This is a genomic window from Sporosarcina sp. D27 (assembly GCF_000586555.1).
In the GTDB taxonomy this organism is placed as follows: Bacteria; Bacillota; Bacilli; order Bacillales_A; family Planococcaceae; genus Sporosarcina.
In genome coordinates this window covers 125,739-146,637 of record NZ_AZUC01000063.1, presented here as the reverse complement: position 1 = coordinate 146,637, position 20,899 = coordinate 125,739, and the positions used below count along the sequence as shown (strand labels likewise).

Below are 20,899 nucleotides of genomic sequence, written 5' to 3'. Positions count from 1 at the left end.
GGCGTGTCCAGTTAAAAAGAGATTAATGCTTATAATACTTGTTATAATTCTAATCTTGGTGATTTTTGTTCTTCTGAAACCTAACCCCAAAAACACAGACAAAGAGACAGTTCTAGTTGAAAAAAACGTGCTTAAAGAAGATTTTTCACCTCAAACGCTACCATCCGGTAATGAAAGTCGTTATGATATTCACTTGAAAATGGATACAGATGGGGAGTTTCAAATAGAAACTGAAGTGGAAATTAAAAATACTTCAAAAGATACGTGGCAAGAATTAGTATTCTATTTTGTTCCAAACGTATTTACGAAAGAGAGTTCAGAGCAGTTGGGAAACACCTTGGATGTTTCAGCAACTTTACAGATACATGATGTTTTAGTAGAAGATAAATCTTCCGGATTCACTTTGAATAAAGACACATTAGTTATCCCGTTGGATACACCGGTCCAACCTGGAGATAATGTAGCAGTGGATTTTTCTTACCAATTCACTTTGCCGGTAGGTGGATTACGCTTTACGAAGACCAAGGACAACTATCATCTTGCTCAATTTTATCCCATGCTCGCTACATATCGGGATCATAAGTGGAATAAGGAGGAGTATGGATTCAGAGGGGAAACATACCACACCGGATTCAGTGATTTTGATGTATCTTATGATATTCCGGAAAGGTATACCTTTGTTTCTACAAGTGAAGATGAAAGTTATCCCAGCCAAAGATCTGGTACATTTCATGTAAAAGATGTTAAGGAAATCTTTATAGCTATATTGAAAGATCCGCTTGTTGTCGAGAAACAAGTGGGGGATGTAAACATAAGGGTATTCGGATTTGAAGAGAAAGACGATTTGTATAAGGAGATTAGTGGAATTGCTTCTGATTCATTACGCTACTTTCAAGGGATACTGGGGCCATATCCATTTACTCAATTAGATATTGTGTTGGATAATCTCGGAATGGAATATCCCGGTATTGTTACAGCAGATTCAATTTATAGCAAACCAGTAAGCGATGAGGCTGTGAAAAATATGGTTGTTCACGAAATCGCACATCAGTGGTTTTACGGGGTTATCAATAATGATCCGTATAATGAGGCCTGATTAGATGAGGGCTTTACCTCATTTGCCGAAGAGATGTTTCATTTCTCTCAAACTGATGATGAAGTCCCTTATGAGAAAATGCTAGGTAGAATTGAACTAATCAAAGATTCCTCATTACCTGTAAACCTACCACTCGACCAATATGAAAATAATTCACACTTCTACGGTAAAGCCAGAACAATGTTATGGCTATTATTTAAAGATAGAGGTGGATTAGAAGAGGCAGAAAAATTTTTAAAAACTTATTACGATTTTTATAAGTATAAAGAAGTAAATACTGAGGAATTCGTAAGATTCGCCCGTTCTTATTTTAATCTAGAAGACGATTCCGAACTCACAACTTGGTTGGAAATAAATAATTAAATCGCTATAACGTTCATCAATCGGAGGCTTTTCTTGCATAGAGTTTGTGTTTCAACCAGACCAAATTGAAGGCGTAGAAGTGACAGTATGTCTATTTTTTAGATCTGGTTTAATATCTCACTCGCTAGATAACGCAAAAACAATTAAATACAGGTATGAGTTAATTTCAGCAGATGAACGAAGCATAATCCTATTTGATAAGGAAATGGGTAGTTACTGGCAGAATTTTATTGTGGAAAGCGATGGAATTTCTGAATGAAAAAACATGAATCTCCAATTGCAAAACAGGAACAATGTTAGTTCATTAATCATCCATAGCGGGCGATAATGGAATACAGATGTGCCACAACAGCGCGATGGGATTGTTTAAATAGAATGATTATAAGGGGGTCTAGAAGGTTGAGAAGATTTTTAATTCTAATCTTAGTGATGGGGAGCATTTTAACTGGATGTGGGAAAGAGGAAGTATCTTTTTCAGAAGTCAGTATTGATAAAGTGAAAAAGGATGTAAAAGATTTTATCATGCATATAGAAACTTCCGAGAGTGATAAAGGAAATGGCATATATATGTTCAATGATTCGGAAAAAGTTCGCTATCTCTATCTTACTCAAGACTTTTTGGAAGGCGAAAATGGTTTTGGGAGTTTGGACATTAAGGTCGATGATAATTCATGGAACATATATTTAAACGAAAGTTCAGATGTAGAGGGTATAGAAGACGAATATAAATTATACAAAATCAAGTTGAATGAGGAATTTGAATACGGGAGAGTATTTAAAAATGGTGAGGAAACCCATTTTCAAACAATAGGTGCGTAAAGAAATTGAAGCGATTTTAAAAAGTTTTTTGGTGAATGACTCTTTATATTGAGGTGAAACAGTGTTTAAAATAATTGTCTTGATTCTGTTTTTACTTTTTATGTATGTTGTTTTGTTCCGTGAAAAGAGAGTGATCCGGGTTACGATTCTCCTTTATTTCACTTTGCTTTCAATCGTGTTTTTATCAGGAATCTCCAAAATATCGGATAAGTATCACTTATATGATGGACCTGTATTGGATGGCGGTTTTCAAAGTCTTAATGATTGGGTAGGGTTCTTTTCTTTCTTGTATATTGTACCTACACTTGTAATTGTTGCTTACGTTTCGTTTAGGATAGCCAAAAGATTATTTGCTAAAACTTGGTTAAGAGTCATCATGTATCTATTATGGTTGGTTTTATTACTAGCAATTAGTTTTATTTCGCTCTTTATTTTCACGTTAATATTTTATGGATTTGCTCCTTAACTGATTGAAATAGCTATTAAAGCAATCATCCGCAATTGAGGGGGGAAAGCTGCGCTACAATAGAGATAGAGTGAAAACTAAAGAGGTGTAAAATGATTTATATAGAAACTGAAAGATTGCAATTACGGGATTGGAAAGAATCCGACTTAGAACCATTTCGGAGAATGAATGCAGACGAAGAGGTCATGACATATTTTCCGGCGAGCTTAACATCTGAAGAAACAAAAGCTTTTTATAAAGCAATTATATCTGAATTTGAAGAATGTGGATTTGGACTATATGCCGTGGAAGAAAAAACAAATAAGGAGTTTATTGGGCTCATAGGATTTCATAGGGCAACATTTGACGCGGATTTTACACCGTGCATAGAAATTGGATGGCGACTCAAAAAAGAAGCATGGGGAAAAGGATATGCAACAGAGGGAGCGGCAGCCTGTTTAGAATATGGATTCACCGAATTAAATTTTAATGATATTTATAGTTTTACGGCAGATATCAATCAACCTTCAAAAAAAGTGATGAAAAAAATTGGTATGGATTTTGTTGGGGAATTTTATCATCCGAAAGTTAAAGAGGACAGTGCATTAAAAAAACATGTACTATTTCATATCAATCGAAAGTAAATCGGTTAAAGGATTTCATGATTTCACGAGTTCCTTTTTAAAAAGTAAATCAAAGGGCTGCCCATTGTGTCATGTATATGACCTCTTGGGACAGCCCTTTATGTCGTTAATGGATTGCTGATTTAAACCGTGAACCGTGTGTTTCTTGTGTATCCATAATTGTCGTAAATGCGGATGGATCGATATCATGAACAATCTCTTTTAACTTCGTCAACTCAAGACGAGTGACGACTACATAAATAACATCTTTTTCATTATCACTATATCCACCTTTACCGTGCAACTTCGTCACGGAACGTCCTAAGCGCTTGCTAATTGCAGCTGCCATTTCTTCGAATTCATCCGAAACAATAATCGCTGCTTTTGTCTCGTCAAACCCTTGAATCACCGCGTCAATCGCTTTAGCCGCTATGTAATAGGTCAAAATGGAATACATTGCTTTTTCAGGGCCGAGCACAAAACCTGCCCAACCAAAGATGAAGATGTTAAGGAACATCACGAATTCCCCAACAGAATAAGGAATTTTTTTCGTCAATAAAATCCCTAATATTTCAGTTCCATCCAGTGCGCCACCATTTCGAATGACAATCCCAACACCTGCTCCAAGAAGTATGCCTCCAAACGCTGTCGCAAGTAGTGGGTCTGTCACAAATGGTCCAACCGCTTTTAATGGAAATTCAATGACAGCCAAAAATACAATGGCGAACGTGGAAGAAAGGAAAAAGTTTTTCCCGATATGCTTGTACCCAAAAAATACAAACGGTAAGTTGAAAATCAGAATCAAAATTCCGAAGGGGATGTCGCTTAAATAATTGATGATCAGTGAAATCCCGATAATCCCACCGTCGATGACAGAGTTTGGTATTAAAAATAATTCCAAAGCAACTGCTGCTAGCCCAGCACCAACCGCAATAAATAAATATCGACGTATCAAGTGCCAGAATGTCTCCTTTTTATGCTCCTTTTTCATAGGAAGTAACCACCTTTGTGCTATAGAATTGTACCCAAAACATTATCAATATCTGGGAAGGAGGGAGCTAATAAGTGTAAAATCATTCTGTCTTACCTAGTATACCATTGTAACCGTTTACAGAAAAACTATTGACAATGCAGAAAAGCGAGTTTATTATTCGATTAACGACTATTAAGCGACAGTTAGTTCTAGTCTGACATTTTGCTGGGGGTGGTTCCAGATGGAACAGAGAAAAACTAGAGAGAAACGTGAGATAAATTTTTGGATGGCGATTTTGCCGTTAGTAATTATGATTGGCGTCATGCTTGTCACTGTGGTCTGGCTTAAACAGGGCCCTCATATGCCGTTAATCGTTGGAACTTCAATTGCATCACTGGTCGCTTGGAAATATGGATTCAACTGGAAAGAAATAGAGGAAATGATGTATAAAGGGATTCGCCTAGCGCTTCCTGCAGTCGTAATCATCATGCTCGTCGGGCTTACGATCGGTGCTTGGATGGGTGGAGGAATTGTCGCTACGATGATTTTTTACGGCCTAAAACTAATAACGCCTGCTTGGTTCTTAGTAGCGATCATGATCATTTGTTCAATCGTTTCACTCGCAATCGGAAGTTCGTGGTCAACAATGGCGACGATTGGTGTTGCAGGAATGGGAATCGGACTAAGCATGGGAATCCCAGCTGGTATGGTTGCAGGAGCAGTCATCTCAGGTGCTTATTTTGGGGATAAAATGTCACCGCTTTCAGACACAACAAACTTAGCTTCCGGTTTAACTGGTACAGATCTATTTGACCATATTAAACACATGTTATATACAACGATTCCAGCGCTAGTCATCGCTCTTGGTGTGTTCACCGTGCTAGGTAGACGTTTCGCAGATGGAAATCTGGATATGAATACTATCGCTCAAACTTCAAAAGTTATGGAAGAGAGTTTCCTTATCTCACCTTGGCTATTACTCGTTCCACTTGCTGTAATTGTCATGGTCGCACTAAAAGTTCCAGCCGTTCCAGCACTTATTGTCGGAATCGTCATGGGGTTCCTGAGCCAGATTTTCATTCAAGGTGGCTCGGTTACAGAAGCGTTAGTTGCATTACAAGAAGGGTTCTCCATTAAAACAGGGAATGCGCTCGTAGACAACTTGTTTGACGGCGGTGGACTGGACTCAATGATGTATACCGTATCGATGACAATAGTTGCGATGACGTTCGGTGGAATCTTAGAGTATTCCGGTATGCTGAAGGCGATCATGGATCAGCTATTGAAAGTTGTAAAGTCAACATCGTCACTCGTCATCTCAACAATCGGTGCTTGTTTTATGACGAATGCAACATGTTCTGAACAATATATTTCGATTGTTGTGCCTTCACGCATGTTCAGTAAAGCCTATAAAGAAAAAGGTCTCAGTTCGAAAAACCTGTCTCGTGCGCTAGAGGATGGGGGGACGTTAACATCTGTATTCATCCCGTGGAATACGTGTGGAGTCTTCATCCTTGGAACACTAGGTGTTGGAGTAACAGAGTACGGACCTTACGCGATTATTAACTTTGTTGTACCGATTCTATCAATTATTTACGCGTTGACTGGATTCTCTATTGTGAAAATGACAGCAGAGGAAAAACAACGTGTGGATGAAGAAGAAAAGAAACTACTAGGGGATTCTTTGGAAGTAGAACAAAAAGAACAACAAGTGCCCGTCCATTCGTAAAAAAAGAGGCTGTTCAGGAAATCAGGAGTTAACTGATTTGCTGGACAGCCTTTTCTTTAGTACACGGGAAAATTCAATTCATAAACAGCTCGTGGCCGTCCTTGACGATATGTCATTTCTTCACCTACAGTGTTTGCATATTCGCTCGAAAGTAACTTTCTAATGGTCCGTTCTGCAGTTCGGCGAGAAACGCCTAGGTGACTCGCTAAATCATTTGCAGTGAATTGAGTGGAATGTTGGCTTTGCCCGAATGTGGCAAGCTTTGATAACACGGCTGGACTTAGAGCTGTTTTTTCAGCAATTTCTGCGAGGACCGGTTCAATTACTCTCAATTCAATAGCGCTGCCCGTGGGTTGAAGAAGAGTATGCAATTCTTTTTTTTCATCCAACAAATAGGGACCCGCGTTCTGTTCGGTTTGCATATATCGGAGAGCACTCAGAGCGTTCTCCTTTGCTGAGGTAAGTGTACGACCACTTCCGAAAGCCAACTGACCGCTCACTTGAGTAGCGAGTTGTTGAAATTCGGGCGTGAGCAAGGCTGACTGAATAGCACCTTGGGTTGTGTAAAATAAGATGCCTTCTTCTGCATGGATGCAATGAGCGTGCAATAAGTGAGCGAGCTTTTTAGAGCTGTCTTTCATCTCAGTTGTGAGGATAGAGTCATCTAAAATACCAGCAGCGATTTTAGATGTCTCGCTTTTTTGTAAGAGTGCTTCTTGGCAAACACGGTCAATCGCTTTTAGGAATGAGCTTTTTACACTGATCATTTTAAAAACAGGGATTCCAAGTTCAGTTAACCGATCATAAACCGCATGAACACTAGTAACAGCGACATTTAAGCGGTTCTTTTCATAAGCTGACGTGTGAAATTGAACAAGATCGTCTAAAACATAGTCTTCTTCTAATTGATAAATAAGGGGGCGTTGTTCACCAGCCTTAATATCTGCTAATACGCTTTCTAAGACGGTGCATTCACGAACATCAATGGACATCTTTTCAAGTTCCAACGGTTGTTTTAATGAAATTGCCAGTAGAGTAGTTGTGATCTCGGTCTCGTCTTGTTTTAGATAGACGGATGGCACGGGGATCGATGCCAATACTTCCGTCGAAGCGACGTATGGAAGGGATCCTGAAAAAAGAATCGCATCGCAAGGAAGTAACTTTTTCAAAAGTTCAGGTGCTTCACTAGGGATGTTATATGGATACAAGTCTAAAATGATTTCACTGCGTTGCTCGGTGAATTGTATTGCGCGTTGACAGAATTCCTTGGATCCGAATATCGCAACTTTTGTTCTCATGTTCAACCACCTTTTTAATTAGCGACTATTTAACGACAATGATACAATGAAAATAACAACTTGCCAAGCAGGAAGGGGATATTTGTATGAAAATTAAAGAAATTGAGATTTTTGCTATTAGACTACCACTTCACGAACCATTCGTCATTAGTTATGCAACGTATGATGACATGCCTTCGATCATCGTAAAACTTACTACTGACACTGGAATCGTCGGATATGGTGAAGCCGTTGCGGATGATCACGTCACAGGAGAGAGCTGGGAAGGGACATTCTCAGTACTTCGCCATACGTTAGCTCCAGCTGTTATCGGACTGAATCCAAGTGAATTTGAGCGACTTCATGAAACGATGGACAAAGAAATTTACGGGGTACCCACTGCGAAAGCAGCCATTGACATTGCATGTTTCGATGCTGTTGGTAAAAGTCTTGGGATACCAGCCTATCAATTACTGGGAGGCCGTTATCATAGTGAATTTCCAATTACACACGTCTTAAGCATTGGGGAACCAGAAGCGATGGCAGAAGAGGCTGCCCAGCGTATGGAGGCAGGATATACATCGTTTAAAATGAAAGTCGGAACAAATGCCGCTGAAGACGTGAGACGCATACAAGCGGTTCGTAAACGCGTTGGAGAAAGTATCGCGATTCGAGTGGACGTCAACCAAGGTTGGGTCAATAGTTCGACCACATTGCAAGCTATGAAGAAGTTGGAAGCTTGCAATCTTGACTGGCTAGAACAGCCAGTTAAAGCAGATGATATCGATGGATTGGTCGAAGTGAAATCGAAGAGCGCAACGCCTTTGATGGCGGATGAGGGACTACGAGGAGTACGTGAAATGCGTGAAATCATTGCAAAACGTGCGGCAGACAAAGTGAATATTAAGCTCATGAAATGTGGTGGGATGTATCCTGCTATGAAGCTCGCACACATGGCAGAAATGGCGGGAATCGATTGTCAAGTAGGCTCAATGGTCGAGTCTTCAATCGGATCAGCAGCAGGATTCCACGTAGCGTTCTCTCAAAAAGCAATGTCTAGTGTTGAACTGACGGGGCCACTAAAATTCAGCAAAGATGTTGGAAATCTCCAATACGATGTTCCATTCATTCGTTTGAACGAAAAGCCTGGTCTCGGTATTGAAATAGACGAATCGGTGTTGACCGAACTGACTGTATTCAGTGAAAAAGTGGTGTCTGTATGAAAAAGGTGACATTGAAAGATGGAACTTCACTACCAGTCATCAAGTTAACGAAGCGTGATTTACCTGAAATCATTCAGTTGCAAACGAAAGTCATCGAGCATTTATCTGTGAAAACTTTTTTGCAACCGTTAACAGACGAGGAATTTGAATACATCTTAGATGGAAACGGATTGCTTGTTGGTGTTCGTGCTGAAGGGAACCTCATAGCCTTTCGAGCGCTAATGGATCCGGGCGAAGACCCTGAACACCTAGGTGAAGATGCAGGCATTCCTAAAGAGCAGTGGAGTTCAGTTCTGTATTCGGAAATCACAAATGTACATCCTGAATTTCAAGGGAACGGGTTACAGCGTCAGCTCGGAAAAATTGTGATGGAGGATGTCGATACAGATCAGTATAAGTATGTCTGTGCGACAGTTGCACCCTTTAATATTGCGAGCATTAAAGACAAGTTTGAATTGGGGATGCATATCGCTGCCCTTAGTGTGAAATACGAGACACTCACCCGCTACATCATGATGAAAAATCTAGTAGATGACGTGTCTGTTGTGAATGGTGACTCTATTGAAGTTGGAATGGGAGAGACGGCTAAGCAGCAGGAACTTTTAGAAGCAGGTTGGATTGGCACTTCTATTCATGAGTATGATGAAGGATTTGTGGTAATTTATAAAAAAAGAAATAATTAGGTCTATGGTGATGATTTTATTTCTAGAAAATAGACCTATGCACCTATCTTTAGTTGAGGTATACTAAATCTATTCGACTATAGTTAGGTGGGTGCATTTTGTGAGAATGACTGTTGGAAAAAGGCTATGGTTCGGGTTTCTAGCTGTATTAATCATTATGGTGTTAATGGGATCAGCAAGCTTTTGGGCACTTTCTACATTAGATCGTGAGTATAAAGAACTTATCAATGATCGTATCCAGAAAGTTATGCTTCTGGAACAACTAAATGCCATACAATCTCAAAAATCAAATGAAATACGCGGTTATATGATTTTTGACCAAATTTCCTATCTAGAAAACCGAGAAACACTTATTAAAGAATTTAAAGAGAAGTCAGAAACACTAGAGAAGATGTTGCATACTAAGAAAAACAAAGCACTGCTGGCCGATATTCTTAGCTCCTCGATAAGTTACGATGAGCTAACGGATAAAGCTATCAAAAGCTATCAAATCGAGTCAAAAGAGCGTGGTGTCGAAATTTCTTCGCAGGCTTCGCTCTATCAAGACGTGATGACAGGTCAAATATCCGAATTGATCACTGCGCAAGAAAAAGCACGTGGGAAGGCGGAAAAAGACTTAGAAAAATCCATACAGACAGTGAAACTGCTGATTATAGGGATGGCGGTTCTAGCGTTAGTTGCGGGAATTGTGATTGCGCGCGTAATTAGTAGGATGATTGCACGGCCAGTCGGCAAAATGACAGAAGCATTTCAACAAATCGCATCTGGAGACTTAGCAGCACAACCAGTGATAGTTAAAAACAAAGATGAAATTGGTGATATGGCGGCTGCATTTAATGGAATGTCGAGTAATTTACGATCTGTTATTATACATGTACGCGATTCTGCCCATCAGCTTGCGGCTCAAGCTGAGCAACTTTCTGCAGGTGCAGAAGAAAGCTTGGCAGCATCGGAAACGGTTGCGAGTATCGCAAAGCAAAGTCTGCAGGCGAGCAATGACCAGCAATCACTCGTATCTGAATCGAATGTAGCAATTAGTGAGGTTCTAAACACTGTGGATACGATTTCTTCTGATAACGAAGAAATGCTACGTTCGTCTGAACAAGTAACGAAATTAGTTCAAGAAGGCTCAACCTCATTAACGACTTTCTCTAACAAAATGTCATCGATTAGTACTTTATTGAAGAACTCATCTCAAACTATTACGGAAATGGCAGAGCACTCGGAAAATATACGTGGAGTGACGTCAATGATTACAGGTTTGGCGGATCAAACTAATCTATTGGCACTGAACGCGGCGATTGAAGCAGCACGCGCAGGTGAACACGGAAAAGGCTTTGCAGTTGTAGCTGAGGAAGTTCGTAACTTGGCAGAGCAGTCAAAACGTTCCTCTGCTGAAATCGACCAGCTTATTGCAGTTATGATTGAAAACGTGAAACATGCTGTTGAACAAACAGAGGTGAGTGCGAATCAGATGCAAGAGGGACTCGTCGTAACGAGCCGAACAAGTGAAGTATTTGAGGAAATTGAACTGGCCGCATCTGACGTGGATGAACGAGTTAGTAAGGTTTCAAGTTCAATTGGAATTATGAAGTCTATGATTCAAAATGTGGTGGACCATGCCACTACAATTGAATCGTTAGCCCAACAAGCTGCAGATGAAGCGGAATCTGCACGAGTTTCTTCAGACGAACAGTTAGCAGTCAATGAAGAGATTTCAACAAGTGCTCAACTACTCGCAGAACTTGCAGAGAAGTTGCAGCAAAATATGAATCAGTTTACGGTATAACAAAACCGGCCTCCAGTAATCTAAACAGGAGGCCGGTTTTTTAAGTGCGTTTCTTATTTTGTTGTCGCTCTTTCACGAGTGACTCAATGTTATCTAGTTCACGTGCCATTTCTGCTCGCATTTCCGAAGCAGAGAGTTTTTGGTTTTTTGGTGTTTGCGGAAGAGAAGCAGCATTCTTTCCACCCTTTGCATGTTCATCGCGTCCCATTTGTAATCTCCTTTCATAAAGTATCATCCTTTTCAGTATGTGCAGAACTTAGTCATCGATACTCGAAGAATGGCCAAATGAAAACGTATACTCAGGGGAATACTTAGGAGACTTTGTTGGGGCAATTGAATAGAGAATTACTTCTGATACGTCCAAAGCCAGTGGTTCAAACTGTTCTTGTTCGATTGGAACAGAGCGATCATCCTTTTTCTTTTTAGCGATTGTAACGTGCGGTGTGTAGCCTAATGTAGCCGGTTTTTGTAAAATGGATTCCAGACGATCAGAGAGATGTTGGTAAAGTCCGTTTAACTGGCAATTTTGTTGAACAGAAAGGTACACAACACGAGGACCAGCAGGATTTCCAAAAAATGATATGCCGTTTAACGCTATCGAAAACGTATCTGTGCTAGTTGCGACGAGCTGCATTTCTTGCTTTACAAGTGCAAGTTGGGAACTGTTAAGTCCACCGAAAAAGAGCAATGTAACGTGTAGGTCATCTGGGTGCGGAATAACCTTATAATGTGATGGAAGATCATAATGTAAACTAGTCGCTGTAAGTTTTTCGTTGACCAATTCAAAAGGGATAGGGATGGCTGCAAAATAATGTGTCATGGCAAAACTCTCCTTTGTGATTCTTAGTATAGCAAGAAACGATTGTCGCTATGTGCTGGGTAACCTGCCTTAGTGGGGGTGCATACACTATCAGGGAGCGAGAGACGAATCGATGAAAGGGGATTGCGTGAAAAATTCAAATGGCGAACAACCTGGTATGCAGAACCAAAATGCTAAGCAGCGCCAATTAGAGCAGTACCGTGTCAATAATTTTGGAAAACCATTGACAACAAATCAGAGCCTTAAAGTATCTGGAGACGAACAGTCTTTAAAAGCTGGAGTTCGTGGTCCAACTTTGTTGGAAGATTTTCATCTGAGAGAAAAGATCACGCATTTTGATCATGAACGTATACCAGAGCGAGTTGTTCATGCCCGGGGTTATGCCGCTCATGGTGAGTTTGTTTTGCACAAGTGCATGAAAAAATATACGACTGCTAAATTTCTTCAAGGAGTAGGAAAAGTCACACCGTTATTCACTCGCTTTTCTACTGTAGTAGGAAGCAAAGGTTCAATGGACACGGCCAGAGACGTTAGAGGGTTCGCAGTGAAGTTTTATACTGAAGAAGGTAATTATGATTTGGTTGGAAATAATATACCTGTTTTTTTTATACAAGATGCTATTAAATTTCCAGATCTCATTCACGCTGTAAAACCGGAACCGCACAATGAAATGCCGCAAGCAGCGTCGGCGCATGACACTTTTTGGGATTTTGTTGCAAACAACCAAGAAACTGCTCATATGATTATGTGGATCATGTCTGATCGAGCGATACCTACAAGTTTTCGTAAGATGGAAGGATTTGGTGTGCACACATTCCGACTCGTCAACGATGCAGGGAAAGCTCATTTCGTAAAGTTTCATTGGAAGCCTAAATTAGGTTTACATTCACTTGTGTGGGATGAAGCCCAAAAAATTGGTGGGAAGGATCCGGACTTTCACCGTCGCGATTTGTGGGAGACAATCAATGCCGGAAGCTTCCCTGAATATAATCTAGGTGTTCAGATTATAAGAGAAGAAGATGAGTTCATGTTCGACTTCGATATATTAGACGCGACAAAACTATGGCCAGAAGAAATTGTGCCAGTTGAATTGATCGGTACGATGACGTTGAATCGAAATGTCGATAATGTATTTGCTGAGACCGAACAGGTAGCATTTCATCCTGGTAATGTCGTGCCTGGGATCGATTTTACCAATGATCCATTATTGCAAGGCCGATTATTTTCATACTTGGATACACAATTACTTCGCTTAGGTGGACCGAATTTCGCTGAAATCCCGATTAATCGGCCCGTCTGTCCGTTTCACAACAACCAGCGAGATGGATTCAGCAGACAACGTATCGACGTCGGGCAAGTCAGCTATCATAAGAACTCCCTTGCGGATAATACACCATCACCTACTCCTGTCGACAAAGGTGGATATGAGCATTACCAAGAAAAAGTAGAAGGGCATGTTATTCGTGCTAGCAGTCCATCGTTTGATGACCATTTCTCACAAGCTCGTCTATTTTGGAACAGTATGTCTCCTTATGAGAAGCAACATATCATTGACGCATTCAGTTTTGAAGTCGCTAAGGTGAAAAGTCTGTCTGTACGTCAGCAAGTTGTAGATATGTTTTGTCAGGTGGATAGCGGCCTCTCTGCGGCTATTGCAACTGCGGTAGGAGTTAAGCGTCCAGAATGCACGCCATCTAATGTTACGGCGTCTTCTCCTGCGCTGAGCATGAAGAATACGGTTTACGTACCAGAAACACTAAAAGTGGCGATATTAATCGGTGAAGGATTTGACGGCACAGTTATTGGCAATGTAGTTAAATCACTTCGTAATTCAGGAGTCACAGTCGATATTGTAAGTGGAACACTAGGGAATGTTAAAGGGACCGCTGGTAAAAATGCAATTGCGAATCAGACATTTATAACTGCGGCACCTGTTTTGTATGACAGTGTTGTTATAGGTGGCGGCACATCTAGTAATCCAGCGGAATTTGCCAGCAATATGCAAAATTACATTGAGGAACAGTGGCAGCATTTCAAACCAATCGCTTTTACTAATGAGGGTTCACGGTATATCCCTATGACATCCGTCCACGAAGGACCGGGAATCGTTGTTGAGAAAAATGAAACCGATTTTAATCATGCATATATAAAAGCGTTAGCAAAACAACGCTTTTGGGAAAGAGATATTTATAAATAACCCATTTCCAATGCATATGAATAACATTTCAAATTCTCCTCATCCTAGAACTGTACGATTACATTTCTAGAAATGAGGAGATACGAATGGGAATTCTAAGTGGAAATCCAAAAGATGAGCCATTGCATTACGGAGAGGTCATTGGATGTTGGGCTTATGTCGGTGCGAACAAAGGATTGATCAGCGCTTATCAGACCTTTATTAATCATGCGGGAGACGAAGGGCTTAAGAAACTCCTACATGAAGCGGTAGATATGATGAAAGACCACGACAAACAGATCGAAGAAGTGTTGAAAGAAAATGGTATTATGCCACCGCCGACACTTCCAGACCGTCCAACTTGTTCTGCAGATGATATCCCTCCAGGTGCACGATTCATGGATCCTGAGATCAGCGGTGCCATCTCTATTAACATCGGTCAGGCACTAGTATCCTGCAGTCAAGTGATGGGGCAATGTTTGCGTGAGGATATAGCCACGATGTTTGCTAAGTTCCATGCAGACAAGGTCATGTTTGGTGCGAAGTTATTGAAACTGAATAAAGAAAAGGGATGGATCATACCACCACCTATGCACATGAGCGGGCAACAGACGAAAGAGTAAAATGTGGGACTGGGTGAGTAAATCACAAGAAAAGTTAAAGTAGGGAAGAGCAGAAGGTGCTTTCTTCTCTGCTTTTTTATATAGGCGCCAATAATAGAAGAGTCGAGCGAAATCGACTCTTCACTACATAGAGCATGATATACTTAGTCTAATAAGGGGGAGATTTAAATGGAAAAGTTACAGTCACAAGAGCAATTTGAAGAACTTAAACAAGGTGAACGGACGGTGTTTTTGTTTTCCGCAGATTGGTGTCCGGATTGTCGAGTCATCGATCCATTACTCCCAGGAATTGAAGCCGATTACCCGGAGTATGAATTTGTATATGTAGATCGTGATCAGTTCATAGACATCTGTGCAGAGCACGACATTTTTGGGATCCCAAGCTTTCTTGTTTACAGCAAGGGCGTAGAAAAAGGACGATTTGTAAGTAAGGACAGAAAAACGCGTGAAGAGATTACGGCTTTTCTGGATAATCCAGAAGCGTAGAAGAAAATTGAAAGGGTTGCTGCTTGAGAAGTCGAAGAGACTTCACTGGCAGCAACCCTTTCTTTTACATACTAAAACCCTGTTTTACCTCTTCAAGAATAATTTTAGCACCCGCAGGGCTGACGAACATGCCGTTAGACAGTTCAAAATTATCGGAAGTGATTTCTCCGGTAATCATACATGCTTCACGGATTTTATAGCTTCTAAGGATAATGGTCTCATCCTCCGTGAAAAATTCAAGTGGTTGTCCTTCGGGAAGTTTCATTGTCTCACGCAATTCAATGGGGATAACTATTCTCCCTAAATGATCAACTTTTCTTACAACGCCTAAGCTCCTCATAAGAGAACCTCCTTCAATGGTACCTGAATTCTTCTATAATCATACAATTCTATATTGGAAAATGCAAAAAAATGGTCGATTTTTTGTCGAAAGTTCATTAATGGCGAATATTTAGAATGAAAAAACATCTCCATCTTTTCATTGTAGACAGTCACAAATGATGTGTAATTTGATAGAATAGTACAGTTGGCACGAACGGAGGGACACGATGACATTTACTCAATTTAAGAAATCAGCGATTTTTGACTATGTACAAATTATTGTGGGTTCGGCGTTTGTGGGACTGGCATTTACTATTTTCCTATTACCTTCACGTATAGCTGCAGGTGGTGTTTCAGGGATAAGTACGATTGTTTATGAACTATATGGATTTAACCCTGCGTACGTACAGTGGCTAATTAATTTACCACTCCTCATTTTAGGGCTTGTCCTTGTTGGAAAAGATTTTAGTTGGAGAACCATTGTTGGGACATTTTTTGTGCCATTTTTCATTTTCTTAACGACTGATATTAATGTCCCGATTCATAATCCGTTATTAAGTTCTATTTATGGTGGGATTATGCTAGGGATCGGTCTAGGAATTGTTTATAGGGGGAATGGCTCGACAGGAGGAACTGCACTAATTGCTCAAGTTCTGAAGAAATATACCAACTTTTCCAGTGGTTTTGCTCAGCTAATTGTTGACGGTGCTGTCGTCATCATCTCGGCTTTCGTCTTTGACTTGGAACTCGCACTTTATGCCATGATGGCAATCTATGTGACGAGTAAGGTAATCGATTTTGTGCAGCTTCAAACATCTCCTACTAAGCTGATCCTAATCATTACGGAACAAGAAGAAAAAGTACAAACACTCATTAATACCGAACTCAATCGAGGGTTAACAAAAGTGAAGTCTTTGGGAGGCTACTCGAACCAGGAGAAAACCATGATCCTTTGTGTCGTTGAGCAGTCAGAAGCAATTTACTTTAAAAAAATTGTTCAGGAGCAAGAGCCGACATCTTTCGTAATTTTCTTAAATGCATCTGAAATCCTAGGAAGAGGGTTCTCCAGAGCCCAATACGACGATTGAGTAGTTGCTAGCCTGTCAGTAAACTCGATTCGATTAAATGTTAGACTATACAAATAACTTAGAAATGGTATACTGTTTAGTAATTGAATACGCTTATCGAGAGAAACCGAGGGAAATGGCCCAATGACGTTTCAGCAACCCCTGATAGATTCAGGAAGGTGCTACTTCCACAAGACTTTGTCTTGAGAGATAAGAGGAACGGCTACTAGCTTCCACTTTCTCTTTCGTAGAAAGCGGAAGTTTTTTTGGTGGGCTGAATAGGAGTGAAGAATTGTGCCAATTACAATACCAAAAGCGTTACCCGCGGGAGAACTACTGAAGCAAGAAAAAATATTTGTGATGGATGAAGAACGCGCTACCTCTCAAGACATTAGACCACTTCGTATACTAGTCGTGAATTTAATGCCTCAAAAGGAAAAAACGGAACTGCAACTTCTTCGTTTGTTAGGTAATACTCCTCTTCAAGTGGATGTAACTTTTTTACATACAGAAACGTACGTATCAAAAAATGTTAGTAAAAACCATTTAGATACATTTTACAAAACATTCCCTCAAGTGAAAGACGAAAAATTCGATGGAATGATCGTAACGGGGGCACCTGTAGAGCAAATGGAATTCGAACAGGTTGAGTATTGGGGAGAAATGCAGGAGATTTTAGATTGGGCATCAGCGAATGTAACATCTTCCATGCACATCTGTTGGGGAGCCCAGGCAGCACTTTATCATTACTATGGAGTGAACAAACACCAGCTGCCTTCTAAGTGTTTTGGCATTTTTGAACATCTCGTTACCAATCCAACTGTCAATCTTGCACGAGGATTTAATGACCTATTTCCTGCACCACACTCGAGGCATACAGGAGTTTCTCAAGACGATATCGAACAGCATAACTCATTGAATCTACTCGCATATTCGGAAGAAGTAGGGCCCTTTATTGTGATATCCAACGATTCAAAAAACATTATGATTACGGGACACTTAGAGTACGATGCGGGAACGTTGCAAGAAGAATATGAGCGTGATGTAGCAAAAGGACTTGAAATTGATATTCCTAAGAATTACTTCCCAAATGACAATAGCTCATCGAATCCGCTGAACACGTGGCGTTCCCATACACATCTTTTATTTTCGAATTGGCTAAATTACTATGTCTACCAACAAACTCCGTTTGAATGGAAATGAGTATTGATTCAGCTGAGGAACTTGTAGTTCTCAGTGGATTGGATTATAATGAATGACAGTCAGTCATTTGTGGAGGGATGTTATGAACAAGAGAGAAAAAATTGTTCAGTCTGCGATTCAAGTGTTTACTGAAAAAGGCGTTGAAAAAACAACAGTTTCACATATTGTTAAAGCTGCAGGGATTGCACAAGGAACGTTTTACTTATACTTTCCCTCTAAACTATCGCTCATGCCTGCAATTGCTGAAGTGATGGTACAGCATACCTTAAAAACGGTAATAGAGGCTGTTGAAGACTCTGCATCGTTTGACGAGCAACTAAAGCAATTTGTAGAGGCGATATTTGCGGTTAATAAAGAACATCACGAGATTCAAGCGATGATCTATTCAGGTTTAGCGTCAACTGAACATTTGAAAGAGTGGGAGAGTGTTTATGCTCCAATTTACCAATGGGTAAGCGCCCTTGTTGAAAAGGTGCAGAAGCAAGGAGTTATTCGCATCGACAGTCATCCAGATCAGTTAGCAAAGCTCATTATCGGGTTGACTGAGTCCGCTGCAGAACAGATTTACTTATACGATGAAGAAATTGACCAAGAAATTCGTGCTACTGAACAAAAGAGGGAAACGTTGTTGTTTTTATCGTACGCCCTAGGATATTTGAGATAAGCAGATGAGGAATAGGAATTCCACATCGACTGGCAATAACTAAGTGCCAGTCGATGTATACATTTTCAGTTCATTCGGATGCGGAAAAATGAATGACAGTCAGTCACCTAAGAGAAGGAGCATTTACATGAGAAAAGAATGGCTTTATGTAGCAGCGACTAGTTTTTTTGAACTTGTATGGATTTTCGGTTTTAACGTAGCATCGGAATGGTGGCACTGGGTTCCAATCGTGTTATTTATATTCGTCGATTTCCACTTTCTATCTAAAGCATGCGCGACATTACCAACAGGAACTGTATATGCCATATTTGCAGCTATCGGAACCATCGGAACTGCATTGATGGATGTATTTTTCTTCGGACAAACGTTAAGTGGTGGGAAAATTTTCTTCATCGTCATTTTAGTGACAGGTGTCATCGGTTTGAAACTTGCTGATGGTCATGACGAAAAACTAGCAGCAGAAAGGAATCGTTAACATGGGATGGTTATTTGTAGCGCTAGCCGCGGGTTTTGAATTTACAGGTGTTATCGGACTAAACAAATATAGTAAAAAGAAGTCAATTCCTTCAGGTATCTTATTTTTAGGTGGTTTTGGCTTAGCATTTGTATTTTTATATACATCATTTCAGTACTTACAAGTGAGCACGGCATATGCAGTATGGATTGGAATCGGAACTGCAGGTGCTGTAATACTGAATATGATCTTTTTTGGTGAATCCAAAAGTTTAGCCAGGATCGGCAGTCTTGCATTGATTGTCATTGGCGTCATAGGTTTAAAAGCCTTGTCCTAAATCACGTTTGATATTTCGTTAAAGGTTGCGCATAATGAATGAATAAGGAGACGTGACTATGCGAAATAACTCAAAACAAGCAACACCCCAAGCAACAGGTTATACAGTAAAAAAGGAACAGCCCCTTCTCCCTTTTCTACTAGAGACTGTCCAGAAAAGTAGAAATGCAGTGAAAGGCATTCTTTCCCGTGGGCAAGTGTCTGTTAATGGAGAGCCTACTACCCAACATGACCGATTATTGCAGGTTGGAGATAAGGTTGAAATTATGACCAATCAAGCTGCGAGAAATGACAGTGAACTTACAGGACTTTCTATAATGTATGAAGATGATGCCATTATCGTAATCGACAAAGAAGCAGGGTTATTATCAATGGCTGCGAAAGATAAAAAAGAAGTGACCGCGTTTAGTGAGCTTTCCACATATGTAAGAAAAGCGAATAGAAGCAATCGGGTATTCATCGTACATCGTCTAGACCGAGAAACTTCAGGGGTTATGCTCTTTGCTAAAACAGAGGAAGTAAAAAAACTCCTACAGAACAACTGGGAAGAATCTGTCCAAGAACGAGGTTATATCGCGCTAGTTGAAGGCAAAGTGCGAAACGAAACAGGTGAAATTATTTCTTGGCTAAAAGAGACTAGAACATTTAAAGTCTATTCCAACCCAACAGATAATGGTGGCCAAAAAGCCATTACACGTTATAGGAGACTCCAAGCGAGTGCACAGTTTTCACTACTCGAATTGAGATTAGAAACAGGACGGAAAAACCAAATCCGTGTGCATATGGAGGAAATTGGTCACTCCGTGGTAGGCGATAAAAAATATGGTGCCACAACAAACCCTATTAAACGACTTGGGCTTCATGCAACCAAGTTAACGATGATTCATCCTATAACGAAGGAGCAACACACGTTCATATCAGATCCGCCGTCCTCCTTCTATAAGAAATCAAAATAACCGCGCGCGCCAAAAAGGCGCACGCGGTTATTTTTTGAGGGTTCAAAGTGAACGACTTAGTCATATGAGGTCTTTACTGTAAAGGGGGCATTCCAGGTTGACCTTGTGCTGGTGCAAATGCGTTGAGCAACTCGGTCATATCTTGTAACGCCAGCTGAGGTACCTGATAGTAATGATGCTTGTTCTGGTAAATGGCTAATTCATACGCCATTTCAATACAGTTCGGAACCGAATCAGCTAGTACTCTGCGGACAACAGGATTACACACTTCACAAGCAACCATTGTTTTCATGGAGGCTCCAGCTTTTGCGGAACCTAATAAGAAACCGGATATAATTTCATCCGTAATTTCAGAAGCATTCATCATAGGCTTTTTGGGTTGACCCGCCTTCATACCATAGATGAAATCATTTCCTTCTTTCATTTTATAGCTTTGTGTAGGATGAGATGGATCATGACCGGATTTGAAACTCTCTACTGTAATGTTATATTCATCCAACGTAAAGCGATACTGCCGATCGAGAATATCTAACAACTCGGGATCCTTCACATGAGGTCGAAGTAAAATCGCCTGGTTGAGGGCTCCTATTGTGCTCGATAATACTTCATGAACATCAAAAAGTTCATGTCCTCCGTGGTTCATGGACGGGGGAACTGTGCCTGTGTGCATGTTCTGATGAGTCGTTCCGTTTTGGTTTGTAGTCATTGTTGTCCTCCCTAAATTATGGTGTTCGTTCATGAATAGTATGTACTTTAAGTATCTTTCTATCCCG

22 protein-coding genes and 1 riboswitch are annotated in these 20,899 nt (G+C 40.4%); of the genes, 16 read left to right on the top strand and 6 right to left on the bottom strand.

What is annotated here, in order from left to right; translation table 11 throughout:
* Positions 1 to 25: 25 nt before the first annotated feature.
* From N693_RS0118070 to N693_RS0118045, 3 genes are all read left to right on the top strand, one after another.
* Positions 26 to 1,096: a hypothetical protein gene (locus tag N693_RS0118070; RefSeq protein ID WP_156028963.1), complete on the top strand. Its 1,071-nt coding sequence runs from the start codon at positions 26 to 28 to the stop codon at positions 1,094 to 1,096.
* Between the two features lie 762 nt (positions 1,097 to 1,858).
* Entirely contained in the window at positions 1,859 to 2,278 is a 420-nt protein-coding gene (locus tag N693_RS0118055) for a hypothetical protein (protein WP_025786270.1), read from the top strand.
* 558 nt (positions 2,279 to 2,836) lie between these two features.
* Complete coding sequence (locus N693_RS0118045; protein ID WP_025786268.1) at positions 2,837 to 3,367, top strand: GNAT family N-acetyltransferase; 531 nt, start codon at positions 2,837 to 2,839, stop codon at positions 3,365 to 3,367.
* Positions 3,368 to 3,473: 106 nt separating this feature from the next.
* On the opposite strand, the gene N693_RS0118040 is transcribed toward N693_RS0118045, so the two are convergent.
* Positions 3,474 to 4,337: a YitT family protein gene (locus N693_RS0118040; RefSeq protein WP_025786267.1), complete on the bottom strand. Its 864-nt coding sequence runs from the start codon at positions 4,335 to 4,337 to the stop codon at positions 3,474 to 3,476.
* A gap of 223 nt (positions 4,338 to 4,560) precedes the next feature.
* Between N693_RS0118040 and nhaC the strand changes: the two genes are divergently transcribed.
* Positions 4,561 to 6,048 (top strand): Na+/H+ antiporter NhaC, encoded by a 1,488-nt coding sequence (nhaC, locus tag N693_RS0118035; protein ID WP_025786266.1) that lies wholly within the window; start codon positions 4,561 to 4,563, stop codon positions 6,046 to 6,048.
* A 56-nt stretch (positions 6,049 to 6,104) separates the two neighbouring features.
* On the opposite strand, the gene N693_RS0118030 is transcribed toward nhaC, so the two are convergent.
* Positions 6,105 to 7,346: an HTH domain-containing protein gene (locus N693_RS0118030; protein WP_025786265.1), complete on the bottom strand. Its 1,242-nt coding sequence runs from the start codon at positions 7,344 to 7,346 to the stop codon at positions 6,105 to 6,107.
* 86 nt (positions 7,347 to 7,432) lie between these two features.
* Here N693_RS0118030 and N693_RS0118025 point away from each other — a divergent pair, with 86 nt between their 5' ends.
* The 3 genes from N693_RS0118025 to N693_RS0118015 all read left to right on the top strand — a co-directional run bounded on the left by N693_RS0118025 (position 7,433) and on the right by N693_RS0118015 (position 11,020).
* Entirely contained in the window at positions 7,433 to 8,548 is a 1,116-nt protein-coding gene (locus N693_RS0118025) for a mandelate racemase/muconate lactonizing enzyme family protein (RefSeq protein WP_025786264.1), read from the top strand.
* On the top strand, positions 8,545 to 9,231 hold the full coding sequence (locus N693_RS0118020) for a hypothetical protein (RefSeq protein WP_025786263.1): 687 nt from the start codon (positions 8,545 to 8,547) through the stop codon (positions 9,229 to 9,231). Before N693_RS0118025 ends, N693_RS0118020 begins: the two co-directional genes overlap by 4 nt.
* A 106-nt stretch (positions 9,232 to 9,337) precedes the next feature.
* Positions 9,338 to 11,020 (top strand): methyl-accepting chemotaxis protein, encoded by a 1,683-nt coding sequence (locus N693_RS0118015; protein WP_253271227.1) that lies wholly within the window; start codon positions 9,338 to 9,340, stop codon positions 11,018 to 11,020.
* Positions 11,021 to 11,060: 40 nt separating this feature from the next.
* Here N693_RS0118015 and N693_RS20420 read toward each other — a convergent pair whose 3' ends face one another.
* Together N693_RS20420 and thpR are read right to left on the bottom strand one after the other, a co-directional pair.
* Positions 11,061 to 11,228: a hypothetical protein gene (locus N693_RS20420; RefSeq protein ID WP_172643609.1), complete on the bottom strand. Its 168-nt coding sequence runs from the start codon at positions 11,226 to 11,228 to the stop codon at positions 11,061 to 11,063.
* Between the two features lie 48 nt (positions 11,229 to 11,276).
* Complete coding sequence (gene thpR, locus N693_RS0118005; RefSeq protein WP_025786261.1) at positions 11,277 to 11,840, bottom strand: RNA 2',3'-cyclic phosphodiesterase; 564 nt, start codon at positions 11,838 to 11,840, stop codon at positions 11,277 to 11,279.
* 112 nt (positions 11,841 to 11,952) lie between these two features.
* Between thpR and N693_RS0118000 the strand changes: the two genes are divergently transcribed.
* The 3 genes from N693_RS0118000 to N693_RS0117990 all read left to right on the top strand — a co-directional run bounded on the left by N693_RS0118000 (position 11,953) and on the right by N693_RS0117990 (position 15,125).
* Positions 11,953 to 14,037 carry a catalase gene (locus tag N693_RS0118000; RefSeq protein ID WP_025786260.1) on the top strand — a complete coding sequence of 695 codons (2,085 nt, stop codon included), beginning with the start codon at positions 11,953 to 11,955 and terminating at the stop codon, positions 14,035 to 14,037.
* Between the two features lie 86 nt (positions 14,038 to 14,123).
* Positions 14,124 to 14,639: a DUF3231 family protein gene (locus tag N693_RS0117995; RefSeq protein ID WP_025786259.1), complete on the top strand. Its 516-nt coding sequence runs from the start codon at positions 14,124 to 14,126 to the stop codon at positions 14,637 to 14,639.
* 168 nt (positions 14,640 to 14,807) lie between these two features.
* Entirely contained in the window at positions 14,808 to 15,125 is a 318-nt protein-coding gene (locus N693_RS0117990) for a thioredoxin family protein (protein ID WP_025786258.1), read from the top strand.
* A gap of 64 nt (positions 15,126 to 15,189) precedes the next feature.
* Here the strand turns inward: N693_RS0117990 and N693_RS0117985 are convergent, their stop codons facing one another.
* The gene (locus N693_RS0117985; protein ID WP_025786257.1) at positions 15,190 to 15,465 is read right to left on the bottom strand and encodes an AbrB/MazE/SpoVT family DNA-binding domain-containing protein; all 276 of its coding nucleotides are present in this window, start codon (positions 15,463 to 15,465) and stop codon (positions 15,190 to 15,192) included.
* A gap of 208 nt (positions 15,466 to 15,673) precedes the next feature.
* Here N693_RS0117985 and N693_RS0117975 point away from each other — a divergent pair, with 208 nt between their 5' ends.
* The 6 genes from N693_RS0117975 to N693_RS0117950 all read left to right on the top strand — a co-directional run bounded on the left by N693_RS0117975 (position 15,674) and on the right by N693_RS0117950 (position 20,126).
* Complete coding sequence (locus N693_RS0117975; protein ID WP_025786256.1) at positions 15,674 to 16,534, top strand: YitT family protein; 861 nt, start codon at positions 15,674 to 15,676, stop codon at positions 16,532 to 16,534.
* A 90-nt stretch (positions 16,535 to 16,624) separates the two neighbouring features.
* Positions 16,625 to 16,730: riboswitch (SAM riboswitch) on the top strand.
* A gap of 77 nt (positions 16,731 to 16,807) precedes the next feature.
* Entirely contained in the window at positions 16,808 to 17,716 is a 909-nt protein-coding gene (gene metA, locus N693_RS0117970) for a homoserine O-succinyltransferase (protein ID WP_025786255.1), read from the top strand.
* Positions 17,717 to 17,798: 82 nt separating this feature from the next.
* Complete coding sequence (locus N693_RS0117965) at positions 17,799 to 18,380, top strand: TetR family transcriptional regulator (RefSeq protein ID WP_025786254.1); 582 nt, start codon at positions 17,799 to 17,801, stop codon at positions 18,378 to 18,380.
* 127 nt (positions 18,381 to 18,507) lie between these two features.
* Positions 18,508 to 18,855 carry a multidrug efflux SMR transporter gene (locus N693_RS0117960; RefSeq protein ID WP_025786253.1) on the top strand — a complete coding sequence of 116 codons (348 nt, stop codon included), beginning with the start codon at positions 18,508 to 18,510 and terminating at the stop codon, positions 18,853 to 18,855.
* Position 18,856: 1 nt separating this feature from the next.
* Positions 18,857 to 19,171: a multidrug efflux SMR transporter gene (locus N693_RS0117955; RefSeq protein ID WP_025786252.1), complete on the top strand. Its 315-nt coding sequence runs from the start codon at positions 18,857 to 18,859 to the stop codon at positions 19,169 to 19,171.
* Positions 19,172 to 19,229: 58 nt separating this feature from the next.
* A complete protein-coding gene (locus N693_RS0117950) occupies positions 19,230 to 20,126 on the top strand; it encodes an RluA family pseudouridine synthase (protein WP_025786251.1) in 897 nt (298 codons plus the stop codon).
* 73 nt (positions 20,127 to 20,199) lie between these two features.
* On the opposite strand, the gene N693_RS0117945 is transcribed toward N693_RS0117950, so the two are convergent.
* Complete coding sequence (locus tag N693_RS0117945) at positions 20,200 to 20,832, bottom strand: spore coat protein (RefSeq protein ID WP_025786250.1); 633 nt, start codon at positions 20,830 to 20,832, stop codon at positions 20,200 to 20,202.
* Positions 20,833 to 20,899: the final 67 nt, after the last annotated feature.